Annotated in this window: 16 protein-coding genes; 11 read left to right on the forward strand and 5 right to left on the reverse strand. The window is 69.5% G+C overall.

Going from position 1 to position 16,157, the window contains the following annotated elements; genetic code table 11:
- Window positions 1-239 precede the first annotated feature (239 nt).
- From EV647_RS01245 to EV647_RS01280, 8 genes are all read left to right on the forward strand, one after another.
- A complete protein-coding gene (locus tag EV647_RS01245) occupies window positions 240-782 on the forward strand; it encodes a flavin reductase family protein (protein ID WP_133997027.1) in 543 nt (180 codons plus the stop codon).
- On the forward strand, window positions 775-1,818 hold the full coding sequence (locus EV647_RS01250) for an ABC transporter substrate-binding protein (RefSeq protein ID WP_133997030.1): 1,044 nt from the start codon (window positions 775-777) through the stop codon (window positions 1,816-1,818). Before EV647_RS01245 ends, EV647_RS01250 begins: the two co-directional genes overlap by 8 nt.
- On the forward strand, window positions 1,815-2,651 hold the full coding sequence (locus EV647_RS01255) for an ABC transporter permease (protein WP_133997033.1): 837 nt from the start codon (window positions 1,815-1,817) through the stop codon (window positions 2,649-2,651). The genes EV647_RS01250 and EV647_RS01255 overlap by 4 nt, the downstream gene beginning before the upstream one ends.
- Window positions 2,627-3,343 (forward strand): ABC transporter ATP-binding protein, encoded by a 717-nt coding sequence (locus EV647_RS01260; protein ID WP_133997036.1) that lies wholly within the window; start codon window positions 2,627-2,629, stop codon window positions 3,341-3,343. Before EV647_RS01255 ends, EV647_RS01260 begins: the two co-directional genes overlap by 25 nt.
- Entirely contained in the window at window positions 3,340-4,677 is a 1,338-nt protein-coding gene (locus tag EV647_RS01265; protein WP_133997040.1) for an LLM class flavin-dependent oxidoreductase, read from the forward strand. The genes EV647_RS01260 and EV647_RS01265 overlap by 4 nt, the downstream gene beginning before the upstream one ends.
- 70 nt (window positions 4,678-4,747) lie before the next feature.
- Entirely contained in the window at window positions 4,748-5,572 is an 825-nt protein-coding gene (locus tag EV647_RS01270; protein WP_133997043.1) for a glycerophosphodiester phosphodiesterase family protein, read from the forward strand.
- A gap of 358 nt (window positions 5,573-5,930) precedes the next feature.
- Window positions 5,931-6,347 carry an ATP-binding protein gene (locus tag EV647_RS01275; RefSeq protein WP_133997047.1) on the forward strand — a complete coding sequence of 139 codons (417 nt, stop codon included), beginning with the start codon at window positions 5,931-5,933 and terminating at the stop codon, window positions 6,345-6,347.
- A 39-nt stretch (window positions 6,348-6,386) separates the two neighbouring features.
- Window positions 6,387-7,358, forward strand: coding sequence for a DUF5926 family protein (locus tag EV647_RS01280; RefSeq protein ID WP_133997050.1), 972 nt, complete (start codon window positions 6,387-6,389; stop codon window positions 7,356-7,358).
- 203 nt (window positions 7,359-7,561) lie between these two features.
- Here the strand turns inward: EV647_RS01280 and EV647_RS01285 are convergent, their stop codons facing one another.
- Both EV647_RS01285 and EV647_RS01290 read right to left on the reverse strand, forming a co-directional pair.
- Window positions 7,562-8,776: an arginine deiminase gene (locus EV647_RS01285; protein WP_133997053.1), complete on the reverse strand. Its 1,215-nt coding sequence runs from the start codon at window positions 8,774-8,776 to the stop codon at window positions 7,562-7,564.
- A 95-nt stretch (window positions 8,777-8,871) separates the two neighbouring features.
- Window positions 8,872-9,462 carry a dihydrofolate reductase family protein gene (locus tag EV647_RS01290; protein ID WP_133997056.1) on the reverse strand — a complete coding sequence of 197 codons (591 nt, stop codon included), beginning with the start codon at window positions 9,460-9,462 and terminating at the stop codon, window positions 8,872-8,874.
- A gap of 188 nt (window positions 9,463-9,650) precedes the next feature.
- Here EV647_RS01290 and EV647_RS01295 point away from each other — a divergent pair, with 188 nt between their 5' ends.
- The gene (locus EV647_RS01295) at window positions 9,651-10,448 is read left to right on the forward strand and encodes a glycosyltransferase (protein ID WP_133997058.1); all 798 of its coding nucleotides are present in this window, start codon (window positions 9,651-9,653) and stop codon (window positions 10,446-10,448) included.
- Window positions 10,438-11,976 carry a DUF2029 domain-containing protein gene (locus EV647_RS01300; protein WP_133997061.1) on the forward strand — a complete coding sequence of 513 codons (1,539 nt, stop codon included), beginning with the start codon at window positions 10,438-10,440 and terminating at the stop codon, window positions 11,974-11,976. The genes EV647_RS01295 and EV647_RS01300 overlap by 11 nt, the downstream gene beginning before the upstream one ends.
- Here EV647_RS01300 and larC read toward each other — a convergent pair.
- Both larC and larB read right to left on the reverse strand, forming a co-directional pair.
- Complete coding sequence (larC, locus tag EV647_RS01305; RefSeq protein WP_133997064.1) at window positions 11,973-13,235, reverse strand: nickel pincer cofactor biosynthesis protein LarC; 1,263 nt, start codon at window positions 13,233-13,235, stop codon at window positions 11,973-11,975. The genes EV647_RS01300 and larC overlap by 4 nt on opposite strands.
- Window positions 13,235-13,951: a nickel pincer cofactor biosynthesis protein LarB gene (gene larB, locus EV647_RS01310; protein ID WP_133997067.1), complete on the reverse strand. Its 717-nt coding sequence runs from the start codon at window positions 13,949-13,951 to the stop codon at window positions 13,235-13,237. The genes larC and larB overlap by 1 nt, the downstream gene beginning before the upstream one ends.
- A gap of 113 nt (window positions 13,952-14,064) precedes the next feature.
- On the opposite strand from larB, the gene EV647_RS01315 reads away from it, so the two are divergent.
- Complete coding sequence (locus EV647_RS01315) at window positions 14,065-14,544, forward strand: DUF4446 family protein (protein ID WP_238175401.1); 480 nt, start codon at window positions 14,065-14,067, stop codon at window positions 14,542-14,544.
- On the opposite strand, the gene EV647_RS01320 is transcribed toward EV647_RS01315, so the two are convergent.
- A complete protein-coding gene (locus EV647_RS01320) occupies window positions 14,541-16,133 on the reverse strand; it encodes a diacylglycerol kinase family protein (protein ID WP_133997070.1) in 1,593 nt (530 codons plus the stop codon). The genes EV647_RS01315 and EV647_RS01320 overlap by 4 nt on opposite strands.
- Between the last annotated feature and the right edge of the window lie 24 nt (window positions 16,134-16,157).

The following is a 16,157-nucleotide window of genomic DNA, read 5'->3' on the forward strand; positions in this document are numbered from 1 at the left end:
ACGCACGGCGCCTGTCGGGTGTGAGTCCGGATTCCGAGATTGTCTAGTTAGCCGATAGACATTGGTGCGAAGATAGCTGACATGACGACGACACTCCTCACCCGCCGTCGCGTCATCGACCTGCTGCGGACGGCGAGCGCCACCTGTCGGTGACCCGTTCTCTTGCTGCCGCCTGCATGAGGCCTGTCTGATCACGCCTCACATCACCTGTGGTCCCTGCCCCGTTCCGAGGGAGAGACATGTCTGTACCTGCCCTGAACCGTCCTGCCCTGGCCGTAGTACCTGACCGTTCCGAGGAGCGGATCGTAGACGCCGACGTCTACCGCTCCGTGTTCCGTCGCCACGCCGCCGGCGTCGTGGTGATCACGGCGGACTCCGGGCACGGCCCCGTCGGCTTCACCGCGACCTCGCTGGTCTCGATCAGCCTGCTGCCGCCGCTGGTCTCGTTCGCGATCGCGACCAGCGCCTCCAGTTGGCCGACCGTGAGTACGGCGAGCAGCGTGGTGATCAACTTCCTGTCCGCCGACCAGCACGCGATCGCCGGCCGGTTCGCCACCAGCGGGATCGACCGGTTCGCCGAACCGACCCGCTGGTCGCGGCTGGCCACCGGCGAACCCGCGCTTGACGACGCCCCCAGCTTCCTCCGCGCGCAGATCGCGCACCGTTTCGCCGTCGGCGACCACTACCTGGTCGTCGCCCGCCTGGCCACCCACACCGAACGTCGTGAGCACGAGCCGCTGCTCTACCACGACGGCCGCTACGCGAAAGCCCACCATGTCTAGAAAACGCCTCTACTCCGCCCTCGCCCTGCTCGCGCTCGTCACCGGCTGCAGCGGCAACGCGGCCGCCGACGGCGCCGCCAAGCTCTCGCTGGACGCTCCGCTCCCGACCTCGGTCCCCGACGGCACGAAGATCGTGGTCGGCGACCCCGCAACCGAAGTCGCGCTCAAGCTGTCCGGTCAGCTCGACAAGGTCTCGAAGTTCGTCCAGTTCGCCAACCTGAGCGGCGGTCCGCAGACCACCGAGGCGTTCCGGGCGCACGCCCTCGACCTCGGCTCGGTCGCCGAGATCCCGCCGATCCACGCGACCTGGACCGGCCTGCAGGTCAAGATCGTCGCCTCCAAGTTCCGCAAGGACCCGCTGAACCACCCGATCTACCAGCTGGGCATCGCGCCGGGCGTCTCGGTCAAGACGCTCGGCGATCTGCGCGGGAAGAAGATCGCGTACAGCCCCGGTCAGGCGCAAGGCGCACTGGTCCTCAAGGTGCTGCAGAAGGCCGGCCTGACCAAGGAGGACGTGAAGCTGGTCGAGCTGCCGAGCACGGGTGACGTCTACTCGAACGCGCTGTCCGGCAAGCAGGTCGACGTCGCCCCGATCGGCGGAGTACAGATCAAGCGCTACCTGGCGAAGTACGGCAAGGACGGGGCCAGCACGATCGCCCACGGCCTGCGCGACGACGCCGGTCACCTCTACGGCCCGGTCGAGTCCCTCGAGGACCCGGCGAAAGCCGCCGCGATCCGCGCGTACGTCGCCGCGTGGGGCGTCGCGCAGGACTGGATCGACAAGCACCCGAAGGAATGGATCCAGGGGTACTACGTGAAGGACCAGGGCCTGACCGAGGCCGACGGGCAGTGGCTCGTCGACAATGCCGGGCACCCGGACATCAGCGCCGACTGGAGCGACGCGATCGAGCGTCAGCAGCAGACCATCGAGCTGCTCGCCAAGGAGACCGGCAACAAGGTGATCCAGGCCAAGGACCTGTACGACCTGCGGTTCCAGAGCGTCGCCGCGGACGCGATCAAGGGAGGCGCCAAATGAGTGCGACCACGCTGCCCGGACTGCGGCCGCGCACGGCCTCGGCCCCCGTCGTACGGCGCCGGCGTCTCGGACCGGGCAAGCCGATCAGGTTCGGGGCCGCGATCGGGCCGGTGCTGCTGCTGGTGGTCTGGAGCATCGGCTCCGCCACCGGTTGGATCGACCAACGAGTCCTGTCCGCGCCGTGGACCGTGGTGACCACGGCCGGCGACCTGATCGCCGACGGCCGCCTGCAGTCGAACCTGTGGACGTCCGCGCAGCGGGCCCTGATCGGTCTCGCGTTCGGCATCGTGCTGGGCGTGGTCCTCGCGCTGATCTCCGGCCTGTCCCGGCTCGGTGAGGCGGTCCTCGACGGGCCGATCCAGATCAAGCGCGCGATCCCGTCGCTGGCGCTGCTGCCGCTGCTGATCCTCTGGCTCGGCATCGGCGAGTCGATGAAGATCGTCACCATCCTGCTCGGGGTGTTCGTGCCGATCTACATCCACACCCACAACGGCCTGCGCACCATCGACAGCCGGTACGTCGAACTCGCGCAGACCGTCGGACTGTCGCAGTGGGAGTTCGTCCGGCGCGTGGTGCTGCCTGGCGCACTGCCCGGGTTCCTGCTCGGGCTGCGGTTCGCGGTCACCGGCGCGTGGTTGTCGCTGGTCGTCGTCGAGCAGATCAACTCCACCAGCGGCATCGGCTACATGATGGAACTTGCCCGCACGTACGGGCAGACCGACATCATCATCGTCGGCCTGGTCGTCTACGGCATCCTCGGGCTGCTGTCCGACGCGGTCGTCCGCCTGATCCAGAGGAGGGCCCTGTCATGGCGACGAACGTTGGCCTCCTGAGCGCGACCGTGCAGGTCCGCGACCTGGTACGCCGGTACGACGAGCGCGCCGTACTGGACGAGCTGGACCTGGACATCGCACCTGGTGAATTCGTTGCCCTGCTGGGAAAGAGCGGCTCCGGGAAGAGCACGCTGCTCCGGGCGCTGGCGGGTCTTGATCACGACGTGGAAGGTTCCGGGGAGCTCGCCGTACCCGCACAGGTCTCGGTTGTCTTCCAGGACTCCCGGTTGTTGCCATGGGCAAGAGTGTTGGACAACGTGGTGCTCGGGATCCCACAGGCTGTGGAGCGGGGCCGCGAGAGTCTCGAAGAAGTCGGGCTGGCCGGTCGCGAGAAAGCTTGGCCGAACGAGTTGTCCGGTGGTGAGCAGCAGCGGGTCGCGTTGGCGCGGTCGCTGGTGCGGGAGCCGGAGCTGTTGCTCGCCGACGAGCCGTTCGGTGCGTTGGACGCGCTGACCCGGTTGAAGATGCACGTCTTGCTGCGGAAGTTGTGCGCGGCGCACCAACCCGCCGTACTGCTGGTGACGCACGACGTCGACGAGGCGATCGTGCTGGCCGATCGGGTGATCGTGCTCGACGCGGGCCGGATCGTCGCCGAGGAGACCATCACGTTGCCGGCGCCGCGGAGTGCGGCCGATCCAGGATTCGCCGCGGTTCGCTCGCGGCTTCTCGACGCCTTGGGAGTCTCGATATGAGTAGGCAGTTGCATCTGAACGCGTTCCTGATGAGCACCGGGCACCACGAGGCGTCGTGGCGGCTGCCGGAGAGCGATCCGTTCGCGAATACCTCGGTGGCGCACTACCAGGCCCTGGCGCAGCTGGCCGAGCGCGGCAAGTTCGACTCGATCTTCTTCGCGGACTCGCCGGTGCTGTTCGGCAACGTCGGGCGGCGTCCGGCCGGTTCGCTGGAGCCGACTGTGCTGCTCACCGCGATCGCGGCGGCCACCTCCCGGATCGGGCTGATCGCCACGGCGTCCACGACGTACAACGAGCCGTTCAACCTGGCACGGCGGTTCGCCAGCGTGGACCACGTGAGCGGTGGGCGTGCGGGCTGGAACGTGGTCACCACGGCTGGTCCGGAGGCGGCGCGCAACTTCAATCTGGCCGACCAGCCCGCGCATGCGGAGCGGTACGAGCGCGCCGCGGAGTTCCTCGAGGTCGCGTACAAGCTCTGGGACTCGTGGCAGGACGACGCCGCGATCGCGGACAAGGCCGAGGGCATCTGGGCGGTCCAGGAGCGGGTACAGCCGATCGACCACGTCGGCCGGCACTTCCAGGTCCGCGGGCCGCTGAACCTGCCGCGATCGCCGCAGGGGCACCCGCTGATCGTCCAGGCCGGTTCGTCCGAGGACGGCAAGGGACTGGCGGCGCGGTACGCCGAGGCGGTGTTCACCGCGCAGCAGACCCTGGAGGACGCGCAGGACTTCTATCGGGACCTGAAGGCGCGTACGGCGGCGCTCGGGCGGGATCCGGAGACGATCAAGATCCTGCCGGGGATCGTGCCCGTGATCGGATCCACGGTCGAGGAGGCCCAGCGCTTGGAGCAGCGGCTGGACGAGCTGATCCGGCCGGAGTACGCGCGGTTGCAGCTCGCGAAGACGCTGCGGGTCGACCCCGAGGACCTACCGTTCGACCAGCAGCTCCCGGCGGATCTGCCCGACGAGGACGAGATCGAGGGCGCGAAGAGCCGGTACACGTTGATCGTGACACTCGCCCGGCGCGAGAACCTGACCGTCCGCGAGCTGATCGGCCGGCTCGGCGGCGGGCGCGGGCATCGCACGTTCACGGGTACGCCGGAGCAGGTCGCAGACGCGATCCAGCACTGGTTCGAGGCCGGTGCGGCCGACGGCTTCAACGTGATGCCGCCGGTGCTCCCGTCCGGCCTCACGACGTTCGTGGACGAGGTGATCCCGATCCTGCAGGCGCGTGGTCTGTTCCGGACCGAGTACACAGGCACGACGCTGCGGGACCACTACGGCCTCGCACGCCCCGCCGGCCGGACTCCTCAGCTGCAGGAGGCCACTGCCTGAGGTCCGTTGAGGGTCCCGTCAGGTGGCGGGACCCTCAACCTCGCACGACCATGTGAAAGAGTTTCCTTTCATGGGGAAGCTCCCACGGGTGGTCGCGCACCGCGGTGCCAGCGACGTGGATCCCGAACACACGCTGGCGGCGTACCAACGAGCGATCGACGTCGGGGCGGACGGGCTCGAGTGCGACGTCCGGCTGACCGCCGACGGCCACCTGGTCTGCGTCCACGACCGCCGGATCGACCGCACCTCGAACGGCCGTGGCGTGCTGTCCACGATGAGCCTCGACGAGCTGGAGAAGTACGACTGGGGCTCCTGGAAGCGCCCGTGGGCCGAGCTCGACGACGAGGCCGAACTGCCGGGTCTCGACGTCCGAAAGGTGCTCACGCTCGACACGCTGCTCGCGACCGTGCGGGACGCGGGCCGGCCGGTGGAGCTGGCGATCGAGACCAAGCACCCGACCCGGTACGCCGGGCTGGTGGAGCGGCGCCTGATCGAGGCCCTCGACCGCTTCGGCTGGGCGCACCCGAAGGTCGGAACGGAGTCGCCGGCCCGGGTGATGAGCTTCTCCTGGCTCTCCCTGCGCCGGCTGCGGACCGCGGCGCCCGGCCTGCGCACCGTCCTGCTGATGGACCGCGTCCCACTGCGCTTCCGCGACGGCTCGTTACCGACCGGTGTTTCGTACGCCGGACCGAGCCTGGAGATCGTCTCGGCGCACCCGGAGTACGTCGATCGCGCGCACAAGCACGGACATCAGGTCCACGTTTGGACCGTGAACGCCGAGAACGACATCCGGCACTGCCGCGAGATCGGCGTCGACGCCGTGATCAGCGACCGCCCGGACGTCGCGTTACGGGTCCTCGCGGAGGGCGCGGAGCAGGTAGGACGCCGTACCTGACCCTGTAAATGCCGCGACTCCGTCGCGGCGGGTCATGGGCTGTAACTCCCGTCCTTCCCTCGTCGCTCCGGTCGCTGCGCTCCCTCCGCTCCTCAGTCCAGGCCGGGAGGCCCATGACCTGCGGGTTTGTGACACGACGGAACGAATTTGTGTGGGTTGTGTCACGCCGGTCTGGATACGTAACGAGGCGAATGCGGGCGGTTATTGCAACGTTCAATACCGTCGATTTCATCACGGTTTCCCCGTGTTTAGGCGTGATCTTCGCTCGGCTGTGTAACGGAATATCCGCAGGTGTTTTCCGGGCCGGAATCGTGGGGAGAAGTCCTTGTGGCTGAACCCATCACTGAGGAGACCCTGCTTGTCCTCTGCGACCCTGCCCGCCGACGTGAGCGTTGTGGACGTCGTACTGCCGCACGAAGTGTCCGCGGTAGCGGACGCCCGACGCCGTCTGGCCGCCTACCTGAAGCGCTACCGGATCACTGCCGCCGCCTGCGACGACGCGCAGCTGGTGCTCTCGGAGCTGCTCTCCAACGCGATCCGGTACGCGCCCCCGCTGCCGGCGGGTGAGGTGCGGGCCGCGTGGTGGATCGACCGGGCCGGGATCCATGTCGAGGTGACCGACGGGCGCGGCGACACCGAGCCACGGCGGATCACGGACCCGCATCCGGAGTCGGTCGGCGGCCGCGGCCTGGCCATCGTCGACGTCCTCACCTCCAGCTGGGGCGTTCGCACCGCCGCCCGCCACCGCACGGTCCACGCGATCGTCCCGAGCTAGTTCGCCCTGGACCACTCCCGGCTGCAAGACTGCGGGGTTATGGGAAAGAAGTCGCGGCAGCGCGCGAAGAACACGACGACGACCGTCACGCTCGACCCGGCCGATCTGGTCGACGTCGGGCCGCGGGAACCCTGCCCGTGCGGTTCGGGCAAGCGGTTCAAGCAGTGCCACGGCAAGGACCGGGCACAGGCCGCCGACACCTTCGTGGTGCGGCCGTTCGAGGGCCTGCCGTCGGAGTGCGACCTGATCGCGTTCCGCGAGATCGTGCCGTCGGGCACGGTGCAGGTCGAACTCACCGGTGAGAATGCCGGAAGGGTCATCAACCTGGTCACCTTGCTGCCGATGGCGATGCCGGGCCTGGTGCGCGACGACGAGACGATCTGGATCGGCTTGCAGACGCACGCCTCGTCCGGCGACCCGAGCCGCGACCTCGGCCATGCGATCACCGCCGCGCTGAAGACCGACCCGGGCAACCCGGTCCAGGTCGGCGACCTGATGAAGGACGGGCCGCGGCTGCAGGACCTGATCGACACCAGCAAGCCGATCGAGATCAAGGTCCACGAAGGCTTCGACTACTGGGTCGGCGAGAACGTCGAGGACCCGACCGGTGAGGTCGCGGCCGGCCTGGAGCGCGCGAACGCAGCGGCTGCTCCGACGGTCCGTCTGGAGTCGGTCGAGGCGGCGTACTGGACGCAGATCGGCGACCGCATCTACCTGCGGTGGGTCATGCCGCACACGGAGGACACGCTGCTCGACGCGCTCGCCCGGCTGCACGCCGCCGGTGGGTCCGCGCTCATCGACGGCAGCCGCCTGATCGGCTCGTTCCGCGCCCTCGGCGTCCTCGCGCCGGTCTGGGAGCTGCCCGCCGGCACCGAGGCGGCCGACGTCGAGAAGCCCGCCGCCGACTTCGCCGCCGCCCTCGAGAAGGCCCTCGCCACCGAGGCCCCGCTGACCACCGAAGAGCGCGCCGCCCGCGCCGGCCTCGCCAGCCGCCAGCTCACCATCCGCTGAACAGCAGAACGCCCGGCTGAATGCTCAGCCGGGCGTTTCTGTTCACTCAGAGTGGTCTAGGCCATGATCGTTCAAATGGGCCTGGAACGTGGACGGCCCAAGTCCTGCTGACGGGGGAGCAACAGGGCCTGGGCCTAGGCATGAAGAGTACTCAGGCCGGGGGCTCGGCACAAGCCCCGATTTCACTCCGCGTGTCGTAGGGCTTACGGGGCTGCGGGCGCCCGCAGAACCGGGCACGACATGCACCGCGGACCGCCCCGCCCGGAGCCGAGCTCGGAGCCGGAGATCCGGATGACCTCGATCCCGGACTCCTCCAGGCGCGCATTGGTCTCGACGGTCCGCTCGTACGCGATGCACACCCGCGGCGCCAGGGCCAAGGTGTTGTTCCCGTCGTCCCACTGCTCCCGCTCGGCCGTCACCGGGTCCAGCCCGGTGTCGATCCGCCGCAGCGTGTCGATCCCGAGCGCCTTCGCCGCCGCGACCAGGAACGGCTCGGACTCCGCGACGTGGAGCTGGTCGCCGTCGGTCGTGACCGCGAGCGCCCGCATCTCCTCCGCCATGTTCGGGTACATCAGCACGGCATCGGTGTCGACCATCGTGCACACGGTGTCCAGGTGCATCGTCGCCCGCTGCTGAGCGATCGGTACGGCGAGAACGGTGTGCGCGAGCCCCTTCGCGAAGACCCGCCGCGCCAGCCGCTCCACACCGGCCGGTGTGGTCCGCTCCCCGACCCCGACCGCGAGTACGCCGGGACCGAGCGCGAGCACGTCTCCGCCCTCGACATGCTCCAGTTGGTGGTCGTACACCTTGTCGGCGCCCGCGAACCGCGGGTGGAACGTGTAGATCAGCTCGGTCAGTTGCGTCTCGCGCATCCGGGCGGGCATCGCCAGCGAGGTGACCGCGACCGAGTCCCGGATCCAGACACTCGAGTCGCGGGTGAACAGCAGGTTCGGCAGGGGGTCGATCAGGAAGTCCTCGTGGGCCAGCAGCGATGTGACCAACCCGCCTGCGTGCACCTCGTCGTTGCGTACGCCGGCCATCAGCGCCTCCGCCAGGGCAGCGGCATCCAGATCGCCGAGCGCCGCCTGCAGGTAGTCGCGGAGGGTGTCGCCCAGGCGTAGGTCCTCCGTCGCGCCGGCGACCGCCTGTGCCCGGGCCTCGGGGTTGGTGAGCGACTCCGTCAGCAGCTCGCCGAGATACAGCACCTCGACGTCGCGGTCGCAGAGCGCCTGGGCGAACGCGTCGTGCTCGTCCTGCGCCCGGCCGACCCAGGGGATGCCGTCGAACAGCAGCTTGTCGTTGTTGCGCGGGGTGAGCCGCCGGAGCTCGTTGCCCGGCCGGTGCAGCATCACCGTCCGCAGCGGACCGACCTCACTGTCGACGCCGTACGCCGTACTGCCCTGTCGCGTCTCGGTCATCCGTCCGCCCTTCGCTTGGCCGTGCCCACCACGCTACGACAACCCGATCAATCTGTCTGATTGTCCGACAATATGCGTCCGATGGCCAATCGGGGTCAGGCGCGGACCCGGTCGTAGAGCAGGCAGAGGGCGCCGGACTCGGTCGGGGTCGAGTCGGTCAGCTTCCACGACGTGGCCGGCAGGCCGTCCTCGAACAGCCGGGCCCCGCCGCCGACCACCTCGGGGTCGAGGGTGATGCTCAGCCGGTCGATCTCGTCGGCCGCCAGCAGGGCCCGGATCACGCTCGAGCTGGCCAGCACGATGATGTCGCCGCCGTCCTGGTCACGCAGCTGCTTGACCACGTCCGCGGGCTCGCCGTCGGCGATCCGGGAGTTCTGCCACGGCGCCTCGGTCAGCGTCGTCGAGAAGACCACCTTCTCGGTCTCGTTCAGCCAGCGGGAGAAGGCCCGGTCCTGCGGCGACGCGTTCTCGTCGTCGGCCACCGCCGGCCAGAAGCCGCCGAAGCCCTCGTAGTTCTTCCGGCCGAGCAGTGCCGTGGTGGCTGGCCCGGTCACCCGGATCATGTGGTCCCGGGCACCCTCGGTGATCGCGTGCGGGACGATCCAGCTCATGTCGTAGTCGCCACCGGCGCCGTTCACCCGTCCGTCGAGCGAGAGCGAGATGTTGGCGGTCACTGTGCGGGTCATTTCTTTACCTCTTCCAGTTCGTTTCTTCCTGACACCGGAAATCCTGCCGCCGCTGCGACCCGGGAACATCTGCCACCTGGCCGATATCGATCGTCCCCTGGCTGACCGTCGTACGAAAGGACGAGAAATCCGCGGGCAGCGGCTGCTGACGAGGTCGATCGGCTGGAGAGGAACTAGGCTGCGGTGCTGTGCCCGATGAAGACCTGTCTCACGAACCGTTCGAGCGTGCCGTCGCCTGCGTGATCCCGGCGAAGGACGAGGCCGACCGGATCGCGGCGACCGTCGACGCGGTGCACAAGATCATCGGCGTCGACCTGGTCGTGGTCGTCGACGACGGTTCCACGGACGGTACGACGGAAGCGGCCGAGCGGGCCGGTGCGGTCGTCGTACGGCACGAGCACAACCGCGGGAAGGCCGCCGCGATGGAGACCGGTGCGGCCGCTGTCGCGGAGCGGGACGGTGCGCGGCCGCGGCACCTGCTGTTCCTCGACGCCGACCTGACCGACACCGCGTCCGGAGCGGGTCCGCTGATCGAGCCGGTGCAGACCGGCCGCGCGGACATGACCATCGGGACATTGCCGGCACAGGTCCGGGCCGACGGGTCGAAAGCCGGCGGGCACGGGTTCGTGGTCCGGCTGGCGCGAGCCGGGATCCAGGAGGCGACCGGCTGGGCGCCGGAGCAGCCGTTGTCCGGGCAGCGCTGCATCACCCGGGCCGCGTTCGATTCCGCCGTACCGCTGGCTGCCGGGTTCGGTGTCGAGACCGCGTTGACGATCGACCTCGGCCGGAAGGGCTTCCGGATCCTGGAGGTGCCGATCGAGGTCCGGCACCGCGCGACCGGGACGGATCTGCGCGGCCAGTTGCACCGCGCGAAGCAGTACCTGCACGTCCGGCGTGCTCTCGCCGCTCGCAGTGCGCTGCCCGCGGACGGTGGTGGGCCGTCGCTGCGCAGTCTGTTTCCGCGGAGACTGCGCAATGAGCACTGAGCTGGGCCTGAAGTACGGCCGCCGAGCTGTCGCTCTCTACCTGGCCTGTACGGCGCTGATCGTCGCGGTCGGCCTGCTCGGTCCGTCGGTGGTCGTGCTGACCCTGACGAACCGGCACGCGTGGCTCCCGTCGTACTGGTTCGACACCAAGCCGAACGACTGGCTGGTGTCGGTGATGATCTACGTCGCGATCGCACTCGGCGGGTACGGCGTTTTCCTTGCCACCAAGGCGCTGAAGCACGGCTGGGCGCCGCGCGTCGACCGGTTGATTGCCTTGGGCATCGGTACGACGGCGGCGATCACGTTGGTCCCGCCGATGGCGTCGGGCGACGTGCTGATCTACGCGGCGTACGGGCGCATCATGGCGCTCGGCGGCGACCCGTACACGGCCTCACCGGCGGACACCATCCGGCTCGGGTACGACCCGGTGATCGCCGCGACCGAGCGCCCGTGGCAGGGCGCGCGCAGCGTGTACGGACCGATCGCGACCTGGATCCAGTGGCTGTCCTCGCTGATCGGCGGCGACTCCGCGCAACTGACGGTGTGGATGCTGCAGTTGTCGGTCGCGATCAGCCTGGTCGTCACCGGGCTGCTGCTGGTCAAGCTGGTCGGCAAGGACCTGCCGGCCAAGCGGCGCGTGATCATGCTCAGCCTCGCCAACCCGCTGCTGCTGTGGTCGGTGCTGGCCGGTGCGCACAACGACGCGATCGCGGTGATGTTCGCGGTGATCGCGCTGGTGCTGTTCCGGCGGCACGTGTTCCTGGCCGGCATCCTGATCGGCGTCGCAGGCTGCACCAAGCTGTCGATCGGCCTGGTCGGGATCGCGATGCTGTGGGCGCTGCGGGCCGACCGTCGCAGGTGCCTCTACTTCTGCGGTGGCGGCGCGATCGCGATGGGCGGGCTGTACGCGATCGTCGGGCTGCAGGCGTTCCAGCAGGCACGGTCGCAGACGTCGTTCATCTCCACCGGTACGCCGCACAAGGTGCTGCTGAGCTTCTTCACCCTGTTCCTGCCGAACGGTCTGGTGCGGACCGTCCTGGCGATCCTCGCCTGGGTCGGCCTGATCGTGGTCGCGATCCTCCTGACGCAGGTGCTGCCGAAGTCGTTGGTGCCGCAAACGCACCCGGACGACCCGACGCCGGCTGCGATCCGCTACACCGCGATCTACGCGATCGCCTGGGTGCTGACCGCGATGTACTCGCTCCCCTGGTACGACGTGATCGCCTGGGCCGCCCTCGCCGCGGTCGCCGCGTCGAAGGTCGACGGCTTGATGGTCGTCCGTACGACGATGCTCGCGATCGCGTACGTCCCCGGGCGGGATCCGCACGCGCGCCAGGTCGCCGCGAGCCTGTCGGACTCCCTGGAGTTCTTCAGCGCGCGCCTGCGCGACACTCTCTGCCCGGCGATCGAACTGGCCGTCCTGATCGGCCTGATCGTCTGGGCCCGCCGCAACGGCGCCCAGTGGTGGCCGTACGACTGGCCCCGCCGCAAGCAGAAGGTTGTCGCGCAGAACGCCGAAGCGCGCTAGCTCCAGAGGTCGTGGCCGGCTGCGATCGCCTTGGCGAGGACCGACTTCACCGGCTTCTTCAGGACGTTCGCGGCCGCGGCCACGTCGTCGTACTCCGGCTGCACGTTGATCACCTGACCGCCGTAGCGCGCGATCTTCACGTGGATCGACTGGCCGTCGACGTCGACGGTCGCGAACTCGCGGTCCGCGGCGTGCTTGCGGATCCCGAACTCGCGCAGCCCGATCGCCGAGGTCTCGGCCAGGATCACCGCGCGGACCGTCTCGGCGTTCGCGCTCCCGACCAGGACCGACAGCGTGTGCGCCGGACGGCCCTTCTTCATCAGGATCGGGGTCAGCCACGCGTCGGCGGCGCCCGCCTCCATCAGCCGGGCCAGGACCTGCGGCCAGATCCGCGGGTCGAGGTCGTCGACGTTGGTCTCGTAGACGAGCTCAGTGGCCAATTCGTCGGCCGACGCACCGAGCACCACGCGCAGGATGTTCGGCACCTCGACCGGGTCCCGGCCGCCCGCTCCGACGCCGGTCTGCTCGATCCGCATCGGCGGCAGCGGGCCGAACTCGTCCGCCAGCGTCGCCAGCAGTGCGGCGCCGGTCGGTGTCGTCATCTCGTACGGCGCCGGACCGCCGGTCACCGGTGCTTCGGCCTCGGACACCAGATGAAGGACCGCGGGACCCGGGATCGGGATGCCGCCGTGCTGACCGCGCACCTGACCCCCGCCGCCCAGCACGATCGTCGAGACCACGATGTGATCGAGGTCGAGAGACACGGACGCGGCGGCGACGCCGACGATGTCGGCGATCGCGTCCAGCGCGCCGACTTCGTGGAAGTGCACGGTGTCCGGCTCCACCCCGTGAGCGGCAGCCTCCGCGCGGGCGAGACGCCCGAAAGTATCCAGCGCACGCGCCCGCACCGCGTCGTCGAGCTGAGCCTCCTCGAGCAGCCGCCGAACCTCGGCCCAGGCCCGCGTCGGACCCGAGTGCCCGTGCCCATGCCCATGCCCGTGCCCGACGCCCGCCTCCTGCCCGTGCCCGTGTCCGGCGTCCGGGATGTTCTCCGGATGTGGCGTGCCGTTGACCTCGACGGTGGCTTTGGTGGCGGCGATCTGGTGGCGGGCGGTCTGCGTAACGGTGACGGACAACGACGGGTCTATGGCAGCGACCGCCGCGTTCACCGCGTTCAGGTCGGCACCTGCCGAGATGAACGCGCCCAAGAGCATGTCACCGGAGGCGCCGGCCGAGCAGTCGATCCAAGCGACTCTCATCACGCCTCCTTCGTCTCGCGAGGAACCGACTGCCGAGCGACGCGTGCCGCGAACACCCCGGCCCCGAAGCCGTTGTCGATGTTGACGACCGTCACCCCAGGCGCGCACGAGTTCAGCATCCCGAGCAGCGCAGCCAGTCCACCGAACGAGGCGCCGTACCCAACTGATGTCGGCACCGCCACCAGCGGCACCCCGACCAGCCCGCCGACGACGCTCGGGAGCGCGCCCTCCATCCCCGCAACCACGATCAAGCAGTCCGCCGCGTCAAGCCGCTCCCGCTCCCCAAGGATCCGGTGCAGCCCCGCGACGCCCACATCGGTGATGACATCCACCCCGGCGCCGAACACGCGAGCCGTCGTCGCCGCCTCGGCAGCCACCGGAGCGTCCGACGTACCGGCTGCCACGACGGCGACAGTTCCCCGCCGCGTCGGCGGTTCGCCGAGCACCGCCGTACGGCCGACCGGGTCCACCACCGCATCCGGCAGCGCGGCAGTCACCGCCGCCTGGGCCTCGTCCGTCAACCGGGTCGCCAGTACGGCGTGACCGGGGTGTGTGGCGTGCAGGGTTCGCAGCAGTTCCACGACCTGAGACGGCGTCTTGCCCGCGCCGTAGACGACTTCGGCGTCTCCCGTGCGCCCGAGCCGGTCGGTGTCGAGCCGTGCGTAGCCGAGGTCGTGGACGCCCGGTTGTGGGCCCTGATCAGGCAAATGTGTCACGCCGCGAATCTACGTTGCCCCGGGCCGAGGTACCGCATCCGTCCCCGGTCGTGCACGCTGTGCGATCACCTGAACACTCAGGAATAACACTCGATGCCTTAGGCTCTCGTGCTGTGTCTTCGACGTTAGCCGGTGCCTTCGGGGTCGCCGCCCTCTTCGTGGCGGTGCTTGCCCTGGTGTTCGCGATCCAGGCCCTCCGGGCCCGGACGGTCTCGTCGGACCAGGTCGCACCCGCCCCAGTCCCCGAGCCGGAAGCCCAACCGGCCCAGCCGGAGGCCAAACCCGGCACCGTGAAGTCGGAGCTGCGCAGGCTCGGCAAGGACCTCGAAGTCACCCGCGGCGAGCTCAAGGGAACCCTCCAGCACCTTGCCGTCGTCCGGTACGACGCCTTCGGCGAAACCGGCGGCAAGCTCTCCTGGTCGATGGCAATCCTCGACGACAACGGCGACGGCGTCATCCTCACCTCGATCAACAGTCGCGCCGACGCCCGCACCTACGCCAAAGAAATCAAGTCCTTCACCAGCGAATCCAAACTCTCCCCCGAAGAGGAAGAGGCCTTGGAGAACCTCCGCAAGGAGTCCGAGCAGCCCTAGCGGCGTTTGGGAACGCGGGCGGTCAGGGCTCCGGGTTCTATTTCGGTGAACAGGGAGCGGCCGGCGCCGATGGGATCGCCGTCCAGTTGGCGCTGGACGTCTACGGCAGCGACGAGCTCGACCTTGCGGCCGGTGAAGCGTTCCAGGTACATGTCGGTGCGGTGGGTGCGGGTCAGGAGCCGCCAGACGACGATCGGCCACTGGGTCACGCGCCGCGGGGCGATCACGACGACGTCGAGGAGCCCGTCGTCGGGACGGGCGTCGGGGAGCAGAGGGATGTTGGCCTGCAGCATGCCGACGTTGCCGATCACGACCGTCCGGACGCGGCGTTCGATGGTCTCGGCGTCGTCGATGGTGATCTGGACGCGGACCGACGGGTGGTTGATGTTCTTCGCCGCCGACACCAGGTACGCCGTCCAGCCGATCTGCTTCTTCAGGTGCGGCGGGGCGTCGGAGATGATCGCGGCGTCCAGCCCGAGCCCGGCCATCACCGCGAACCGGTCGGTGTCGAGCCCGTCACCGTTGACCCGGACCAGGTCGATCCGCCGGTCGCGTCCCTCGAGGATCCGCTCCAGCGCGTCGTCCAGGTCGAGCGGGATGTGCAGGTTGCGCGCCAGCAGGTTCCCGGTGCCGGCCGGGATCACCCCGACCGGGATCCCGGTGTGCGCGAGCGCCGAGCACACCACGCGGACCGTCCCGTCACCGCCCGCGACCAGCACCAGGTCGGACTCGTTCTCGATCGCCAGCTTCGCCATCGCGTTCCCGGCGTCGTCCACGCGGGTCTCCAGCCAGAGCGGATCGTCGAACCCGCGGACCGCGAGCGCCCGCGTCACCTTCCGCCGGAACGCCACGCCGTCGCCGACCTTGATCGGGTTCACGATGACGGCCGCCCGGGGCGGAGCCGTCGTACCGTCACCATCCGACGGGGTACGCCGACGGCGCCGCCGCAGCCCCGGCCGGAGGCCGAACCCGATCGACGTCGCGGTCAGGATCGCCAGCCCGAGCGCCCAGCCGCCGAGTACGTCGGACACGTAATGGACGTTCAGCGCGATCCGGTCGGCCGACGCGATCCACACCACCGCGATCACCGGCAGTAGCACCAGCAGCCGGAACCGTCGCCGCCAGCCGCGCACCGACGGCAGCACGACACCGAGCGCGCCGGCCATCACGAACGCGGCCGTCGCGTGACCGGACACGTACGAGAAGCCGCCGTTCTCGACCAGCATCAGCGCCGGCCGCTCCCGCTCGAAGATCGCCTTGACGGCCTGCACCAGGCCCAGCTCGGCGCCGGCGGAGGTGAGCAACCAGACGGTCAGCAACCGCGCCCGGCGATGCCACAGGTACGCCGCGACGACCACGATCACCGCCCGCGACGTCCAGGGCAGCACGACCGCCCCGATCACCTGCCAGACGTCCACGACGCTCTCGTGCGCAGCGCCGTACGACGCAGCTCGAGCGGCGACCGACTGGTCCCAGCGGGCCAGCGGCGGCCAGTGCCCGAACACGAGCACCGTGATCACGGCGAACGGCAGCGCACCCAGCACGACCGTGAGCACACGACCGATCGGACCGGGTGGGTGATGGTTCATGGCCCGCTCAGATCCCCCTAGGTG

It is taken from the genome of Kribbella sp. VKM Ac-2566 (assembly GCF_004366005.1).
GTDB classification, from domain to species: Bacteria; Actinomycetota; Actinomycetes; order Propionibacteriales; family Kribbellaceae; genus Kribbella; species Kribbella pratensis.

What these genes read in the sequence shown, in the direction of transcription:
- EV647_RS01255 (WP_133997033.1), top strand. Translation starts at nt 1,815, where the DNA reads ATGAGTGCGACCACGCTGCCCGGACTGCGGCCGCGCACGGCCTCGGCC.
- EV647_RS01290 (WP_133997056.1), bottom strand. Translation starts at nt 9,462, where the DNA reads ATGACCCGCACAGTGACCGCCAACATCTCGCTCTCGCTCGACGGACGG.
- EV647_RS01285 (WP_133997053.1), bottom strand. Translation starts at nt 8,776, where the DNA reads ATGACCGAGACGCGACAGGGCAGTACGGCGTACGGCGTCGACAGTGAG.
- EV647_RS01260 (WP_133997036.1), top strand. Translation starts at nt 2,627, where the DNA reads ATGGCGACGAACGTTGGCCTCCTGAGCGCGACCGTGCAGGTCCGCGAC.
- larC (WP_133997064.1), bottom strand. Translation starts at nt 13,235, where the DNA reads ATGAGAGTCGCTTGGATCGACTGCTCGGCCGGCGCCTCCGGTGACATG.
- EV647_RS01320 (WP_133997070.1), bottom strand. Translation starts at nt 16,133, where the DNA reads ATGAACCATCACCCACCCGGTCCGATCGGTCGTGTGCTCACGGTCGTG.
- EV647_RS01250 (WP_133997030.1), top strand. Translation starts at nt 775, where the DNA reads ATGTCTAGAAAACGCCTCTACTCCGCCCTCGCCCTGCTCGCGCTCGTC.
- EV647_RS01245 (WP_133997027.1), top strand. Translation starts at nt 240, where the DNA reads ATGTCTGTACCTGCCCTGAACCGTCCTGCCCTGGCCGTAGTACCTGAC.
- EV647_RS01280 (WP_133997050.1), top strand. Translation starts at nt 6,387, where the DNA reads ATGGGAAAGAAGTCGCGGCAGCGCGCGAAGAACACGACGACGACCGTC.
- EV647_RS01265 (WP_133997040.1), top strand. Translation starts at nt 3,340, where the DNA reads ATGAGTAGGCAGTTGCATCTGAACGCGTTCCTGATGAGCACCGGGCAC.
- EV647_RS01270 (WP_133997043.1), top strand. Translation starts at nt 4,748, where the DNA reads ATGGGGAAGCTCCCACGGGTGGTCGCGCACCGCGGTGCCAGCGACGTG.
- EV647_RS01300 (WP_133997061.1), top strand. Translation starts at nt 10,438, where the DNA reads ATGAGCACTGAGCTGGGCCTGAAGTACGGCCGCCGAGCTGTCGCTCTC.